Origin of the sequence: Streptomyces sp. NPDC048172 (assembly GCF_043202595.1) — a bacterium.
Classification (GTDB): domain Bacteria; phylum Actinomycetota; class Actinomycetes; order Streptomycetales; family Streptomycetaceae; genus Streptomyces.
Map to the genome: position 1 here is coordinate 1820106 of NZ_JBIDAT010000001.1, position 15591 is coordinate 1835696.

9 protein-coding genes are annotated in these 15591 nt (G+C 73.0%); all 9 read left to right on the top strand.

Annotation, left to right across the window (positions count from 1 at the left end; translation table 11 throughout):
* The first annotated feature begins 26 nt into the window (after nt 1–26).
* The 9 genes from ACGF3A_RS08360 to ACGF3A_RS08400 all read left to right on the top strand — a co-directional run bounded on the left by ACGF3A_RS08360 (nt 27) and on the right by ACGF3A_RS08400 (nt 15580).
* Nucleotides 27–1952: a hypothetical protein gene (locus ACGF3A_RS08360; RefSeq protein WP_393727003.1), complete on the top strand. Its 1926-nt coding sequence runs from the start codon at nt 27–29 to the stop codon at nt 1950–1952.
* A 14-nt stretch (nt 1953–1966) separates the two neighbouring features.
* Nucleotides 1967–3202 (top strand): S8 family serine peptidase, encoded by a 1236-nt coding sequence (locus tag ACGF3A_RS08365; RefSeq protein WP_393727005.1) that lies wholly within the window; start codon nt 1967–1969, stop codon nt 3200–3202.
* Nucleotides 3203–3250: 48 nt separating this feature from the next.
* Nucleotides 3251–3655 (top strand): hypothetical protein, encoded by a 405-nt coding sequence (locus ACGF3A_RS08370; RefSeq protein WP_393727007.1) that lies wholly within the window; start codon nt 3251–3253, stop codon nt 3653–3655.
* 76 nt (nt 3656–3731) lie between these two features.
* Complete coding sequence (locus ACGF3A_RS08375) at nt 3732–4058, top strand: WXG100 family type VII secretion target (protein ID WP_393727009.1); 327 nt, start codon at nt 3732–3734, stop codon at nt 4056–4058.
* A 114-nt stretch (nt 4059–4172) separates the two neighbouring features.
* Nucleotides 4173–6485, top strand: a complete 2313-nt coding sequence (locus ACGF3A_RS08380) for a PQQ-binding-like beta-propeller repeat protein (protein WP_393727011.1) — start codon at nt 4173–4175, stop codon at nt 6483–6485.
* 52 nt (nt 6486–6537) lie between these two features.
* Nucleotides 6538–8778, top strand: coding sequence for a PQQ-binding-like beta-propeller repeat protein (locus ACGF3A_RS08385; RefSeq protein WP_393727013.1), 2241 nt, complete (start codon nt 6538–6540; stop codon nt 8776–8778).
* A 5-nt stretch (nt 8779–8783) separates the two neighbouring features.
* On the top strand, nt 8784–10994 hold the full coding sequence (locus tag ACGF3A_RS08390; RefSeq protein WP_393727015.1) for a PQQ-binding-like beta-propeller repeat protein: 2211 nt from the start codon (nt 8784–8786) through the stop codon (nt 10992–10994).
* A gap of 49 nt (nt 10995–11043) precedes the next feature.
* Nucleotides 11044–13221 (top strand): serine/threonine-protein kinase, encoded by a 2178-nt coding sequence (locus tag ACGF3A_RS08395; protein ID WP_393727017.1) that lies wholly within the window; start codon nt 11044–11046, stop codon nt 13219–13221.
* Nucleotides 13222–13282: 61 nt separating this feature from the next.
* Nucleotides 13283–15580, top strand: coding sequence for a PQQ-binding-like beta-propeller repeat protein (locus tag ACGF3A_RS08400; protein ID WP_393727019.1), 2298 nt, complete (start codon nt 13283–13285; stop codon nt 15578–15580).
* Nucleotides 15581–15591: the final 11 nt, after the last annotated feature.

Consider the following 15591-nt stretch of genomic DNA (forward strand, 5'->3'; position numbering starts at 1 on the left):
GTACGGGCGGGCAGGCAGGAGGACCGATGGCTGACAAGAGCAAGGGGCACTCGTCGGACGAGTGGCCCGCATCCCCCAAGATCCCGGACCAGTACGGGACCATAACGATGCAGTGCTTCGTCAACCCGCCGAAGGAGCGGGCGCCCCAGGCCCCGCGCGGCTCCGGCGGTGAGCGTTCGGACTTCGAGACCGCCCGGCTCAACGACATGGTCGATCTGGTGGAGAGCTCGATCCCGGAAGACCTGATCGACGTGGGCGACGCCCTGTGGAACGCGGCGGGCGCCATCAAGAAGGCGGAAGAGGAGCTCAAGACCTACTTCGAAGAGGTCGACTGGGACGGCGAGAGCAAGAGCGAGTTCGCCCGCTGGGGCCGGAAGCTGCGCGCGGAGACCCGGAAGCTGAGCGAGTACGCGGGCGCGGTCGGCACACACCTCAACGCCGCGGGCTGCGGCCTGTCCATGGTCAAGAGCCAGATGCCCAAGCGGAGCGATGTCGTCACCGTCAACGACATCCCCGCCCCGGCGCGCGTCCCGGGCAACCCCAACATGCCGGCCCCGCTGCTGACGGGGAGCGGCAACCAGCCCTCGCTGGACAGCAACGGCAAGCTGACGGGCAGCGGCAACACCCCGCTCCTGAACAATGGCGGCAGCACCCCGACCTTCACCGGGCAGGGCGCCTCCCCGAACCTGTTCGGCCAGCGCGCGGTGCACCCGAGCTCGCCGGAGGGCATCGCCGCGGAGAAGGACCGGCAGGAAGCCATCCAGCACCTGAACAAGCTCGGGTCGTACTACGCGATCTCGCTGGACAACATCCGGAAGGCGGAGGCGGACAGGCCGGAGTTCGGGCCGTTGCCAGGCGGAGGCATCCTTCCGGGGACTTCGGAGGGTGGCGGAGGTCCGAGCGCTGTGGCGGCGAACGGCGCTCCGGCGGGGCAAGGAAGCGCCCCTTCGACCATCAGTGGAGGATCCCCGGCAGGTGGCGGTGGCGTCGCACCGATCGGGAGAGCGGATCCGCAGGACGTGTCAGCCGGAATCGGCGGAGGCGGTCGCCCGGACGTCACCGATCTTCCCCCGAGAGGGACCGTCGAGGATCCGCTCAACAGGCTGGACCCCTCCGAGGTGGGAGCCTCGGCCCCCGCGTCCAGGGTCGGCACGGAGATCGACAGTGCGAACCTCCCGCCGACGAGCACCATCGACCCGGTCACTCCCAACAGTCCTCCGCCGACGGCCAACCCGTCGCAGATCGGGCCGATGCCGAACGGCCCCGGACCCGTGGTGCCGTCCGGACCGCCCATCGGCCAGCCCGGTCCGACGGGCAGGGCCCCGATCGCCCCGATGCCGGTGACGCCGCCGACAACGGCCCAGGGCAGGACTGTGGGTGGCCCCCCTGGTCGTGCCGTACCGACGGGGCAGGGCCCCACGACCACCGGTGGCGGGACCGGCCCCGTGGGCCGTACGCCGATGATGGGCGGCGGCATGCCGTACGCGCCGATGGGTCCGGGCGCCGGTCAAGGAGCCGGTGGCGGGCGCGGCACCGGCGGCGGCGCGTCGCGCGCCTCGGCGCCGGGCGGCATCGTCGGCGGCACCCCCAGCGGCACGGCGGGCGGCCAGAACGGCGCCTCGGCGCGCGGACCGATGGGCATGATGCCGATGGGAGCCATGGGAGCGGGCGCCGCGGGAATGGGCGCGGGGGGCACCGGAACGCGTGGCGGGTCCGGCCGGAGGATCGCCTCGGCGCCGGGAGGCATCGTGGGCACGCCCCGTACCGGCACGCCTGGACAGGGGCGCGGCTCACGGGAGTTCACGCCCGGCGGCTCCGGCCTGGTCTCCGGCGCGCAGCCGAGGGGCCAGGAGAGGGACAGGGAAGGGCCGCGCCGTCCGGACTACCTGACGGAGGACGACGAGACGTGGACGAACGGACGGCGAGGTAGCGTGCCGCCGGTGATCGAGTAGCCCGGATGAGAGCGATGACGGAACAGAACTCACGGACCTCGCGCCTCGGATGGCGCCGTCTGCTCGCGGCGACGGCGGCCACCGGGGTCTGGACCGCGTGCCTGACCGGTCTGGCGCCCTCGGTGGCGGTGGCCGACGACATCCAGTCCCAGCAGTGGTACCTCGACCAGATGAAGGCCGAGGAGATGTGGAAGGTCAGCCAGGGCGAGGGCGTCAAGGTCGCCGTCGTCGACTCCGGCGTGGACTCCTCGATCCCGACTCTGCGTGGACAGGTGCTTCCGGGGAAGGACCTGTCCGGTGGCCCTCGCGATGAGATGAAGGACCGCGACGGACACGGGACGTCGATGGCTCAACTCATCGCCGGAACCGGCGCGGACGGCTCGGTCAAGGGAATCGCGCCCAAGGCGAAGATTCTCTCCTTCAAGACGGGCGGCGACCCCGCGGGGCGTGCGGGGAACGGCGCGGTGCTCTTCATGGGCGAAACCATCCGGGCTGCCGCCGAGAGTGATGCCCAGATCATCAACGTGTCCCTCGCGGGTGGACCCGACCAGGTCACACGGAAAGCCATTGATTACGCGGTCAGCAAGGGGAAGTTGGTCTTCGCTGGCACCGGAAATGAGGGAAAGGGGGGGAACTTCCGGCAATACCCGGCAGCACTCCCCGAGGTGGCGGGAATCGCCGCGATGGGTAAGTCCGGAAAGGTGGCGGACTTCTCGACGCATGGTCGCGACACCACCCTCGCCGGGCCGGGCCTCGACGTTCCCGCATGGTGCGACGGCAAGAAGAAGAAGTACTGCGTCAAGGGGAATGGCGGAACGAGCGCGGCCACCGCAATTACCTCCGGCGCCGCAGCCCTCCTCTGGGCCAAGCACCCCGACTGGACCGCGAATCAAGTGCTGCGCGTGCTCATCAAGACCGCCAGCGGGACCAACAAGGGCAAGGGGCGCAGCAAGTACCTCGGGTACGGCGGTGTGCGGCCCCGGATCAATCTTCTGGAAGGCAAAGGCGATCCCGGCGATCCGGACATCAGCCCGCTTACAGGGGAAAAGACCATCAATTCCCGTGCTGGGCAGAAGAGTTCGCCGGGCAAGGGATCCGACAAAGACGATGCCCCTGACAAGGTGAAGGTGGCAGACTCCAGTTCGGATGATGGCAGCAGCAACGTGTTGTGGATTTCGCTCGGGGCGGTCGCGCTGGTGATCGTTCTCAGCGGGGGCGCGTTCGCCTGGGCGCGGGCGCGTAGGGAATGAACCGGACGACGGGCGTTTCGTGCTCGTCGACACGTAGAGGAGGTAGCCATGGCTGAAGGCGGTGGCGGTGGGCAGGGCCAGGAGCTAAGCCATTCCGCTCTTCTGAAGCTGGATGACGAGCTGGACCTGATGATGGGGTCGGTCAGGACCCGGATGCAGAAGCTCGACGTGATGATCGACAATCTCGAGAATCAGTGGAGGGGTATCGGTCGAGGCGCGTTCGACAAGGTGCAGGACGGCCTCAAGATCGACCTGGCTGCCCTCAACCGCATCCTTGCTGCCTTCACGGATGGCGTGCAGGGCACGAGCAAGTACGGGTCGGGCAACGACCAGGCGATTTTTGACGAGCTGAAGAAGCTCCAGAGCGATGATCTCGTGACCGATTCCACGCGCCAGTCCGTGGCGGAAGGCCGTGCGGGAGGCATCCAGGATTCAAAGCTCTACGGCCTGTAGCAGCTTGTAGGCGCCCGCAGTGCCGATTCCGTCCGGCGCGGAGTCGAGAAACGCACGTCACGATGAAGGAGTTGCTATGGCGGGAGATCACGGCGATCACCTCAAGGTCACATACGCCAGCCTTGACGCCGCAGCGGATGACCTTGACCGAGAGGCAAGGGAACTTCGCGCGGACCTGGCCAAGGTCATGGGAGTCGTCAAGAAGATCTGTGACGGCTGGGACGGTATGTCGAACGAGAACTACCTCCGGGTCCAGAAGATGTGGAACGCCAAGGCCGACGACCTGGAGAGGCGCCTCACGAGTATCGCGGGTGCGGTCAGGATGGCGAGCGGCGATTACCGGGCCACCGACAAGAAGGCCGCCGGCCTGTTCGACCTGGACGACATGTTCATGAAGAGGTAGGAGCGGCACGGCCAGGTCCGTCGCCCACGGACGCCGTGAGGCGGCGGGACAGCGAGAGAGCTGTCCTGTCGCCTCCTCGGAGCGCGTCCTGTCCCTCCCTCCCTGAGAGAGAGCATGCAACCCCTCCGCCACGACGACCCCCGCCGCCTCGGCCCGTACGCACTGTTGTCCCGGCTGGACGACGAGAGCCTCGGGCTTCCCTGGGGCGAGCGGCGCTTCATCGCCAAGGCCACGGACGGGACCCGTACCGTCGTGATCACTGTCCCGCTGCGCGGGAAGGCCGCCTTAGCCGCGTTCCTCGCGGAGGCCGAGCAGGCCCGACGGGCGAACGAGAGCCGCGTGCCGTGGCTCGCCCCCGTCGCCGACCTCGCCCCCGTCGCCGACATCGGTGACATCGCCGGGCGCACCGCGAGCGCCGAGAACATCCCCTGGTACGCCACGCGCTTCGCGCCGGGGCTTCCGCTGCCCGAGGCACTGGCAGCCAACTCGGGACCGTTGCCCGAGCAGGCCGTACGGCTGTGCGGTGCGGCCCTCGCAGAGGCGCTCACCCGGCTGCACGCCCTCGGCGAGACGTATGCGGGCCTCTCACCGCGGGCCGTGCTGCTGACCGCGAGCGGTCCGCGGCTGACGGGCTTCGGGGTCGTCCGTTCCGCCGCGCCCGAGGGGCAGCCGCGTACCGGATCCCCGGAACTCGCGCCCGAGTTCCTGCCACCCGAGCAGGCAGCCGGTGGGCTGCCCCGCCCGCTCGGCGACGTCTACGCCCTCGGCGCGCTGCTTGTCTACGCGGCGACCGGCCGCGCCGGAGCCGCCCTCGACGGAGTGCCGGACGGGCTGCGTGAGGTGCTCGGCGCGTGTCTGGCCACCGACCCGGCCGAACGGCCCGCCGCCTCCGAACTCGTAGACCGTCTGCTCGACGGGCACGGGCAGGCCCCGGCCGAACCGCCGCCGGTCGCGACCGTGTTCGACGGGACGGTCCTCGACCAGCAGGCGAGCCGGGCGGAGGCCGTCCTGCGGCCCGGGTGGCTGCCGTACGGGGTGAGCGCGGCCTTGGCGGTGCAGGCCGCCGAGGTGCTGGACGCCGAGATCCCCGAAGACGTCGCCGTCGCTCCGGTCGCGCCGGAGCCGGTGCCGGTACCGGTGCCGGATCCCGCCGCCGTGCCGGACGGCACCCTGACCCGGTCGGGGAGCGGCGCGGCCCGCCCCTCCCGCCGGGCCCTGGTCACCGGGCTCGTGGCCGGGACAGCCGGGCTCGCCGTCGGCGGTGCGGCCACGTGGACGGCGACAGCGGAGGACCCGCCCGAGCCGACGGCGGCGCAGCGCTACGCCGCGAAGCGGCGCTCCCGCAAACGGCTCGCCGGAGCACCTCCGAACCCGCGCTGGCACACCCGCCTGGACCTCCCCTCGGCGCCCGGCGACGAGCCCGTGCTCCGGGGAGGCCGGATCGCGGTGGTACGGGGCGGCTCCGCCGTGGTCGGACTGGACCTCACGAGTGGTGACGAGGTCTGGCGGCGCGAGGATCTCCATGCCTCCGGGCCCGTTCGGTCCGCCGGGGGCGGTCTGGTGCTCGTCCCCGGCAAGGAGCTGTCCGCGCTCGACATCCGTACGGGTGAGACGCGGGGGACGGCGAAGGCGGCACGGCCGCAGGTCTTGGGCATGGACGGCGGCACCGTCTGGTTCTTCGACGGGGAACGGCACATCGTCGCCTACGACGTGGCCCGGCGCCGTCGGCTCTGGAGCGCGCCCGCGCCCGACGGGATGTCCAAGGACACCGGGGGACATCTGCTGCCCGACGCGCTGGTCGTGCGGTCACCGGGCCCCGGCCGCGAGAGCGTCAGGGCGACGGCCTACTCGCGGCGCTCGGGCGAGCGGCAGTGGTCGCGCACGTACGACGACGTCTTCCTGGCGCGGGAGCAGGCGGTGGTGTCCGGGGAGGGAACCCTGGTCGTCGCCGCCAGGACCCGGCTGAAGGGCTACGACCTGCAGCGCCCGGGCGGCAAGCCGCGCTGGAGCCTGCGGGCCCCGAAGGCGGACGGGCTCTACGAGGGGCCGACCACGCCGCCGTACTTCGCCCGGCCCGTGGTGCACGGGAGCACCGTCTTCGTCAGCGACAGCTTGTACATCGTGAGGGCCTTCGACATCCGGAACGGCGAGGAGAAGTGGACCGCCAATCCCCGCTTCGCGTACGGCAACACCCTGAAGACGACGGGCCCGCCCGTGACGGCCGTCAGCCCCTCCGGCCGTACCCTGCTCGCCGTCAACAGCTCAGAGGTCGCCGCCTACGGAGCGGAGCAGGGCACCGCGCTGTGGCGCTTCACCCAGGTCGGGGCGGGGACCCACGGCGCGCTCCGCCGCCACCAGGTCGCGTTGACGGACGAATCGGCGCTGATCGTGGGCGGTAGGGACGCGTACCTCCTGCCCCTGAAGTAGGCAGCCCTGAGGAAGTCCGGGCGAGACCGGGCACACCCGAGAAGAGGAGAGCATGCGAGCCCCGCTGGGCGAACTTCCACGCCAGCTCGACCGCTACGGCGTCGCCGAGGCATTGGACACGCACCTCGGGGAGGGCGGCGGTGTGCGCCACCTCCTCGCCCGGGACCACACGACCGGGCAACTGGTGGTGCTGATGGTCGTGCCTGCGGGGCCGGAGGCGGACGACGAGGGCTACCGGCTGCGATTCCTGGCGGAGGCGGGGAAGTCCCGTCGGCTGAACGGCCGTTCCGCCGCGCCCGTCACCTGTCTCGCACCCCCGGAGTCCCCGCTGCCGTGGGTCGCGTACGGCGTCGGGCCCGCGCTTCCCCTCCCCGCCGCGCTGGCCGCGCACGGCGGTCCGCTGCCGGAGGAGGCGGTACGGGCGCTGGGCGCGGCGCTCGCCGAGACGCTCCTCGACGCGCACCGCAACGGCCTGGTGCACGCCGGGATCTCGCCCGAGACCGTGCTGCTGACCTCGGCCGGACCGGCGCTCACCGGCTTCGGCCTCGTCCGCGCCGCCTCCCCGGAAGGCGCCGCGCGGCACGCGGTGCCCGGCGTGGCACCGGAGAGCCTGCCCCCGGAACAGCGCGCGGGGGACCGCCCGCAGCCCCTCGGCGACGTCTACGCGCTCGGCTCCGTGCTGGCGTACGCCGCGACCGGCGTACGCGCCCCCGCCGCGCACCGCCTCCCGGAGAGCCTGCGCCCCGTAATCGGGGCCACTTTCGCCCAGGACTCTGCCGCGCGGCCTCAGGCCGACAAGCTCCTCGCGCAACTCGCGCCGCACGGCACGCCCGCCTCCGGCGGCATGGAACCGCCCGCCTCCATCCTGTGGGTGCTTGAAGACCAGGCGAACCGACATCGCTCGATGGCGCCGCCACCTCCGTACGTCCCCGAACAGCCGGGTCATCCGGCTCAGACCCCGTCAGCTCCCACGTCCGGCGGAACGGAGACCCGGCCGTCGCCCCGGCGCTCACCGGGTCGTCGCGCGCTGCTGGCGGGCATCACGTACGGCGCGCTCGGCCTGGGGGCCGGTGCCGCGGCGGTCGGCGGCTGGCGGGCGACCCGGTCCGACCCCGAACCGCCCCGCGATCCGCTGGCCGTCCCCGGGACACCGCCCGCACCGCTGTGGCGCTTCGCGTCCTACGGCGGCAAGCAGTGGGTGTCGCTCGTTCCTGCGGGACGCCGCCGGGCGGCGCTGGTCGTGGAGACCGGCGGGCCGACCGGGGTCGACCTCGTCACAGGGAAGCGACTGTGGTCCCGGGACGACATGGTCCTCAGCGAGCCACCGGTCCATGTGGGGGGCGGTCTGCTGCTGCTACGGGAGGAGGACTCGTTCTCCCTCGTCAGCGCTCATACGGGAAAGGCGAAGTGGACGGAGGAGAAGTACGGCAGCAAGGCCGAAGATTCCGTGGACAGGATTCTCACCGTGCACGACGGCACGCTCTACTTCCTCACGCGGACGTGGACGGAGACCGCAGACACGGAGTTCACGGTCAAGGCGGTGGCCTACCGGCTCCGCGATCGCAAGGAGCTGTGGAGCCGGACCCTCCCGAGCGGATACGGATCGTCCATGGATCCCCAGGACTTGGACGTGGGTCCCCTCGTCGACGGGGGAACGCTGCTTCTCCCCAACAACCCTTACGACTCCGGCGGGAAGCCCTTCACTTATCTCGCCCTTGATGTGCGCGACGGCCGCAGGAAATGGGAGCGGGGCCATCGTGGGATCAACGTCTCCGCGACCCAGCTGAACAGGCTCGCCCCCAACGGTCTTATCCTCACCGGCAAGAAGAAGGGGTACGTGGAGGCGAGGAGCGCCCGCACCGGTTCGGTGCGGTGGAGGAGCAAGGTGCAGGGCCACGCGAGTGCGCCCAGTGCCTTGGGAAACGGGACCCTGTACGTCGTCAACGACGACGAGACGATGTACGCGTTCGATCTCCGCGACGGTCGCAGGAAGTGGCGGCGGCGCTGGCCGGGTGCGCCGATGCTGCTGGGCGCGGGACGGACCAGGGAGTCCCCCATGGAACTGAGCGCCTCGGGGAAGGTCTTGCTGGTCTCCTCCTCGGAGGGGGTCGTCGCGTTCGGTGCGAGTGACGGAAAGCTGTTGTGGCGGTTCGCCGCCGTGGCCGCCGAGGGCGTCGGACCGCCTTCGAGGAACGAGTCGTTCGCCGCGGCCCCGGGCGCTGTCGTGGGACAGGTGCCCGGCATGGTCCTCGTCACCACTCCGAACGCCCTCTACGCACTCCCGGTGGACTGAACGCCATGGCCTTTCCTCTCACACATGACGATCCGCAGCGGCTGGGGCCGTTCGTTCTGGTGGCCCGGCTGGGCAGCGGCGGCATGGGCACGGTGTACCTCGGGCGTTCGCCGCGCGGGCGGACCGTGGCGCTGAAGACGATGCACGCGGAGTTCGCCGAACGCCCCGACTTCCGTACGCGTTTCCGGCTGGAGACCGACGCGGCGCGGGTGATCGGTGACCTGCACGGCGCGCGCGTGGTCGACGCGGATCCGTTGGCGGAGGTGCCGTGGCTGGCCACCGAGTACGTGCTCGGGCCGCCGCTGGACGAGGCGGTGGCGCTGTGCGGGCCGCTGCCGGAAGACGCCGTACGGGCGTTGGGCGCTGGGCTGTGCGAGGCGCTGGCACAGCTGCACGGTACCGGCGTGGTGCACCGCGACCTGAAGCCGTCGAACATCCTGGTGACGGCGACCGGGCCGAAGGTCATCGACTTCGGCATCGCCCGTGCGGAGGGCGACGACCGGCTGACGCGGACCGGATCCGCCGCGGGCACGCCCGCGTTCATGTCTCCGGAGCAGGCCACGGGAGCCGAGCACCCGCCGGCCGGTGACGTGTTCGCGCTGGCGGGTGTGCTGGTGTTCGCGGCGTCGGGGCACGGGCCGTTCGGCGGTGGCCAGGCGGCCGATCTGCTCTACCGCGTGCGGTACGCGGAACCCGACCTGTCCGGCGTTCCGGCGGACCTGGCGGGAGTGCTGCTGCGCTGCCTGGACAAGGACCCGGCGGCGCGGCCCGGCACGGGCGAGTTGCGCACGTTGCTGGACCGGGACGACTCCTCCCCGTTCGCCGCCCGGCTCCCCGGCGTGCTGCACGCGGAGATCCTGCGGAGGGGCGAGGCCGTCTGGGACGTCGAGTACCAGCGGCTGCCGCCGCCCCTCCCCGACACCGGACCCGAAGAGCCCGCCACCACCCGTACCCCCGGGGCCCGTTCGGGGCCGGGCAGACGCGCGCTGCTGCTGGGCAGCGGTGCCGTCGCCGTGGCCGCCGCCGGTGGCGGCGCCTGGTTCGCCCTGCGCCCCGGCGACGGGCCCGGGCCGTCCGCCAAGAAGCCCGACGGACCGAAGGCGGCGCCCACGGCCCCGGGCGGCGCGCCGAAGGAGAAGTGGAAGCTCAAGTTCGCGGGCCTGACGCGGGGCAGCCTGCTGGTGGCGGGCGATTACCTCACCTACTCCGCGAACAGCGGTTTCGGCACGATCGACGTACGCAGCGGTAAGGAGAGCGGGACGACCTCGGAACTTGACCAGTCCGGGGATGTCTTCACGCAGGGCGGGGAGCTGTACGCCGCCAACCTGGGAAAGGTCCTCCAGGCCGATCCGAAGACATGCTCCTTCCGTGAACCGGCCATCACGGACTTCCGCAAGCTGGGTCTGACCGGCGACGCCCAGCTCGTGGGCGTCGCCGACGGCGTCCTGTACCTGAGCGGGACGAGCGAGGGCGGCAGCAAGGAGAAGGGCAAGAAAGGCAAGAAGGGCGGCGAGGACGACAAGGCCGGGCGGGAGGAGTGGCTGGCCGTGGACTCCGGCTCGGGGAAGATCCGATGGCGCAGGAAAGGCGTCATCCGGGTACCCGCGACACCCGCGGGCGACAAGGTCGTCTTCAGCGACGAGACGACGCTGCTGGCCGTGGACGCGCGTACCGGGCGCAAGAAGTGGAAGCTGCACTTTCCCGACCACCCCGGCCTCAAGAACGTGGAGGCCACGGTCCGGGCCCACAGCGGACCGTTCCTCTTCGTCGGAGACCGGCGGCTCGTCGCCGTCCGCGTCGCCGACGGAAAGGTCGCGTGGACCTTCGGAGAGGGCCGCGAGAACTCGGGCGAGGACGAGGGCAACTGGCGCTACGGCGTCCCCGTGGTGGACGGCGATCTCCTGTACCTCCTGGAGCGCGGCACCGGGCTGATCGCGCTGGACCGCCGCAGCGGAAAGCTGCGCTGGGAGATGAAGGCCGACTGGATCACGGGCCTCGACCCGGGTCTGGCGGAGGCCGTGAAGGGACGGGAGCTGCTCTACGTGTCCGGCAGCGGAACGCAGTGGGTGCGGGCCATCGACCTGAAACGGCGCCGTGAGGTGTGGACGTACCAGGGACCCGGCGACAGCGGCAACGTGGCCCTGCGCGCCCACAAGCGCGGTGACCGTCTCCTCGCGGTCGGTCAGTCGTACCTCGTCGCCCTCCCCCTCCAGTGACCCCGTCCGCCCCGTCCGCCCCGACCGCCCCGTCCAAGGAGTCCACCCCGTGAAACCGCTCGGCACCGGCGACCCCCTCCGCCTCGGCCCCTACCGCCTCATCGGCGTGCTGGGCAGTGGGGGGATGGGCAAGGTCTACCTGGGGCGGGACGGGGCGGGGGGTACGGCGGCGCTGAAGGTGTTGCGGACCGAGCTGGCGCACGACCCGAATCTCGCCCAGCGGTTCGTCCGCGAGGCGCAGACGGCGCGGGCCGTGCGCAGCGAGGGCGTGGCGCGGGTGCTGGACGCCAGGACCGAGGCGGGGGGCCCGCACGCGGGCGGGCAGCCGTGGATCGCGACGGAGTTCCTCGCGGGGCCGACGCTGGACGACGCCGTCGCCCGGTTCGGGCCCTTCGACGCGGCGGGCGTACGGGCGCTCGGCGCGGCGCTGGCGCGCACGCTCCAGGACGTGCACGCCGCCGGGCTCGTCCACCGTGACCTCAAGCCGCCGAACATCGTGCTCACGTCGGCGGGCCCCCGCGTGATCGACTTCGGGATCGCCCGCCCCGAGCACGGCCTGACGCTCACCACCACCGGGCAGGCGCCCGTCACCCCGGGCTATGGTCCGCCCGAACAGGTGTTGGGACGCCGGGTCGGCCCGGCCGCCGACGTGTTCGCGTTCGGGGCCGTGCTGGCCTACGCGGCGACGGGGCAGCGGGCGTTCACGGGCGACCATGTCGCGGCCGTGCAGTACGAGGTGGTGCACGGCGAGCCGCGCCTGGAGGGGCTGCCGCCCGACCTGCGCGCCTACGTCGCGCCCTGCCTCGCCAAGGACCCCGCGGAACGCCCCACTCCGGAGCAGATCGCCACCGCGCTCGCGCCGCCCCGGGACGCCGGGCTCGCGTGGACGGCGGGCCCGCTGGCCGAGGACATCGCCGCGCGGGAGCGCGAGGCCGCCCGGCTGGCGGCGCTCCCGGCGAACGGGACGGACCCGGCCGCCGACTCCTCCCGCCCCGGCCGCGCCGGCCGCCCCTCCCGCCGCAGGCTGTTGACCGGCCTCGTCGCCGGTGGCGCCGTGCTGGCGGCGGGCGGCGGTACGGCCGCCTGGCTGCTGGGCGGGGACGACACGGACGGCGAGGGCGGCGACGGCGACGGGGACGGGCGCGCGGCGTGGGACGCCAAGGCGCTGTCCGCGTCCTCGTACGAGCAGGGCAGCGCGCCCGACCCGCTGTGGGGCCCCGTCGAGGCCGCGGGGGAGAACTCCCCGGCCCCGCTTCCCGTACGGGACCTCGTCGTCGTCGGCGGGCCGGACGGCACGTTCCACGCCTACGACGTACGGAGCGGCAAGCAGCGCTGGAAGTCGCCCGCCGCCAAGGCGACCGGGGGCCTGGTCGCGCCCGTGAAGGGCCGGAGCGGGCGGAACGAGGCCGAGGTCCTCTTCGCCGCCACCCAGGACGGGCAGCTCCTCGCCCTGAACGCGGAGGACGGCAAGCGCCGTTGGGCCGCCCCGGCCCGCGCCGCCGTGCTGCTGGCCGCCGACGCCACGACGGTGTACCTCGTGACGTCCGACGGCAGGCTGCGCGCCGTCGACACCGCGTCCCGCAAGACGCGCTGGACCGTGCCCGCGCCCGTACGGCAGTCCGCGGAACGGCCCGGCAGGGCGGCGGCCGGCAGCGGCAGGCTCGTCGTGTGCGGAACGGACGGCAGGGTCGCCGGAGTCGACGCCCGTACGGGGAAGACCGTCTGGGGCCCGTTGCGGCGCGCCGCCGGGGAGAAGGGAGCCGTGGCGCTCGCACCCGCCGTGCACGGCGGAACGGTGTACCTCGGGGGCCGCGAACTGGCCGCCCTCACGCTGTCCGGCGGCCAGCGCGCCTGGGGGCACCGCGCGGACGCGGCGACCGGCTGGGGCGCGCCGGTGGTCTCCGGGAACACGGTGTACGCGGTGGACGGCGCCTTCCTCAAGGCCCGTACGCGGACGGACGGCGCGGAGAAGTGGACCCTGGGCCAGAACATCTCGGGCGAGCTTCCCCGTGCCGCGGCACCGGTCGTACAGGGCCGTACGGTGTGGTGCGCGAAGGACTCGACGAAGGACGCCAGCACGCAGGGCGTCGTGGCGGCGGACACCCGAGGAGGGCAGGAGGCCTGGCCCTACAGCCAGGGAAGCGGCGGCAGTTGGCACCTCGCGGCGGCCGGGAACCGCGTCTTCGTCCTGCACGGGAAGACCCTCACGGCGATGCCGGTGATCTGAGCCCCGACCGCAGCAGCCGCGCCCCCACCCCCCCCCACCGCAGCCGTCGACGAGAGAGAGCATGGAACCCCTTCGCCACGACGACCCGCGCCGCCTGGGCCCGTACGCGCCGCTGTTCCGGCTGGACAGCGAGGCGAGCGCCGTCCCGGCCGCCGAGCGGCGGTTCCTCGCCAAGAGCACGGACGGGCACAGGACCGTCGTGGTCACCACGCCGCTCCCGGAGCGCGAGGCCGACGCCGCGCGCTTCCTCGCGGAGACCGAACGGGCGCGCGGGGTGGGCGAGCGGCGCATCCCGCGCGTCGAGCGCGTCACCGACGTGGCTCCTGCCTCCGGAGGCGGGGAACTCCCCTGGTACGCCTCGCCCTTCGCCCCCGGGATCCCGCTCCCCGAGGTCGTCGCCGCGCACGGGGGACCGCTGCCCGAGCGCACCGTACGCGCGCTCGGCGCGGTCCTCGCCGAGTGCCTGGACCGGCTGCACACCGCCGGACACGCGCACGCGGGGCTCTCACCCCGCGCCGTACTGGTGACGGGGGACGGCGCGCGGCTCACCGGCTTCGGCGCCGTACGGGCGGCGGGGCCCGACGGGGAGGCCCGGCAGCACATACCCGGGCTCCCGGCCGAGTTCGTGCCGCCCGAGCAGGCGGCGGGAGGACACCCCCGGCCGCCGGGCGACGTCTACGCCCTCGGCGCGCTCCTCGCCTACGCGGCGACGGGGCGTACGGGATACACGGAGCGCACGGGGCGGCTCTCCCTCGACGGGCTTCCCGCCGCACTCGCGGGCACGGTCGGCGCCTGCCTGGCGGCCGACCCCGCGGACCGGCCCACCGCGGCGGAACTGCTGACCCGCCTGCTGGACGGGCGGACTCCGTCGGGACCGGGGCCCGGAGTCGGCCCCGCGACCGTTCTCGACCCCGACACCGACCGGGCCGAAGACCTGCTGCGGCCCGGCTGGCTGCCGCGCGGCATCGCCGTCGCCCTCTCCGTGCAGGCGTCCGCGGTGCTCGGGGCGCGGATCCCGGAGGGGGAACGGGCGCCCGAGGAACCGGAGTTCCCGCCCTCGCCGCCCGAGGCACCCGCTCTGTCGACCACCGTGGCCTCGCCTCCCGCGCACGGAACCGGCCGACGGGGCGTCCTCACCGGGCTGGCAGCGGGGGCGGCCGGGCTCGCCGTCGGCGGCACGGCGACATGGGCGGCCACCGGCGAGGAACCCGTCGAGCCGACGGCCGCACAGCGTCTCGCCGCCGGGCGGCGCTCGCGCAAGCGGGCGGAGGGGATGCCGCCGAACCCCCGTTGGCACCGCCGCCTCGGCCTCTCCGCCGCACCGGGCACGGATCCCCTGATCTGGGACGGCGGGATCTGCGTCGTCCTGGGGAAGAAGAGCGTCCTCGGGCTGGAACTGGCCACGGGCGACGAGCGGTGGAAGCGCGAAGGCCTGGCCGCGACGGGACCCGCCCTACTGGCCGACGGCGGCCTCCTGCTGGTGCCCGGCGACGGCCTGACCGCGCTCGACGCCCGTACGGGCAAGCCCCGCTGGCGGACTGGAAAGGGGCGGACGAACCTGTTGGGAACGGAGGGCGACACCGTCTGGTTCGCCGAAGGGGACCGGCACATCGTCGCGTGCGACGTCGAACGGGGACGACGGAAATGGCGGGTGCCCCTTCCCTCCGGAACGCCCGCCGACGTCCAGGGCCACCTGCTGCCCGACTCCCTGCTGCTGCGCTCGTCCTCCGGCTCCCAGGACGGCGGGGAAGGCCGCACCGAAGTCACCGCGCTCTCCCGGAAGTCGGGGGAGGAGGAGTGGGCACGTACGTACGACGGGGCCACCGGGCGGGACGGAGCGGTGGCCTCCTGGGACGGCATGCTCGTCGTCGCCGACGGGAGCCACCTGCGCGGCTACGACCTGGAGGGCGCGGGAAGACGCCCCCGGTGGAGCCTGCGGACCGCCAAGAGGCCGGAGGGAACCGAGCCCCTGAGCGGCAAGCGCCCCTCCTTCGGGCCGCCCGTCCTGCACAAGGAGACGGTGTTCGTCACGGACGGGGGGTTCGACGTGTGGGCGGTGGACGTCAAGAAGGGCGAGCGCAAGTGGCGGGCCGAGCTCGGCGTCTCCTTCGAGAACCTCGGGGACGTCGCGAAGGCGGGCATGCCGGAGGCCCGGCCCGCCCCGGACGGCCGTGTGCTGCTCTCCGCGAACCCCGTGGAGGTGGAGGCCTTCGACGCGGAGGTGGGCACCCTGCTGTGGCGCTTCACCGATCTGAGGCCCGGCGCGCGGCGTAGCGTGCACCGGCGCACGGTCGCGCTCACGAGCGAGCTGGCGCTCGTACTCAGCGGCAACGACGCCTACACGCTCCCGCTGGACTGAGGAGAAGAGAG

Coding starts and splice junctions, on each gene's coding strand:
- ACGF3A_RS08360 (WP_393727003.1), top strand. CDS start 27: ATGGCTGACAAGAGCAAGGGGCACTCGTCGGACGAGTGGCCCGCATCC.
- ACGF3A_RS08365 (WP_393727005.1), top strand. CDS start 1,967: ATGACGGAACAGAACTCACGGACCTCGCGCCTCGGATGGCGCCGTCTG.
- ACGF3A_RS08370 (WP_393727007.1), top strand. CDS start 3,251: ATGGCTGAAGGCGGTGGCGGTGGGCAGGGCCAGGAGCTAAGCCATTCC.
- ACGF3A_RS08375 (WP_393727009.1), top strand. CDS start 3,732: ATGGCGGGAGATCACGGCGATCACCTCAAGGTCACATACGCCAGCCTT.
- ACGF3A_RS08380 (WP_393727011.1), top strand. CDS start 4,173: ATGCAACCCCTCCGCCACGACGACCCCCGCCGCCTCGGCCCGTACGCA.
- ACGF3A_RS08385 (WP_393727013.1), top strand. CDS start 6,538: ATGCGAGCCCCGCTGGGCGAACTTCCACGCCAGCTCGACCGCTACGGC.
- ACGF3A_RS08390 (WP_393727015.1), top strand. CDS start 8,784: ATGGCCTTTCCTCTCACACATGACGATCCGCAGCGGCTGGGGCCGTTC.
- ACGF3A_RS08400 (WP_393727019.1), top strand. CDS start 13,283: ATGGAACCCCTTCGCCACGACGACCCGCGCCGCCTGGGCCCGTACGCG.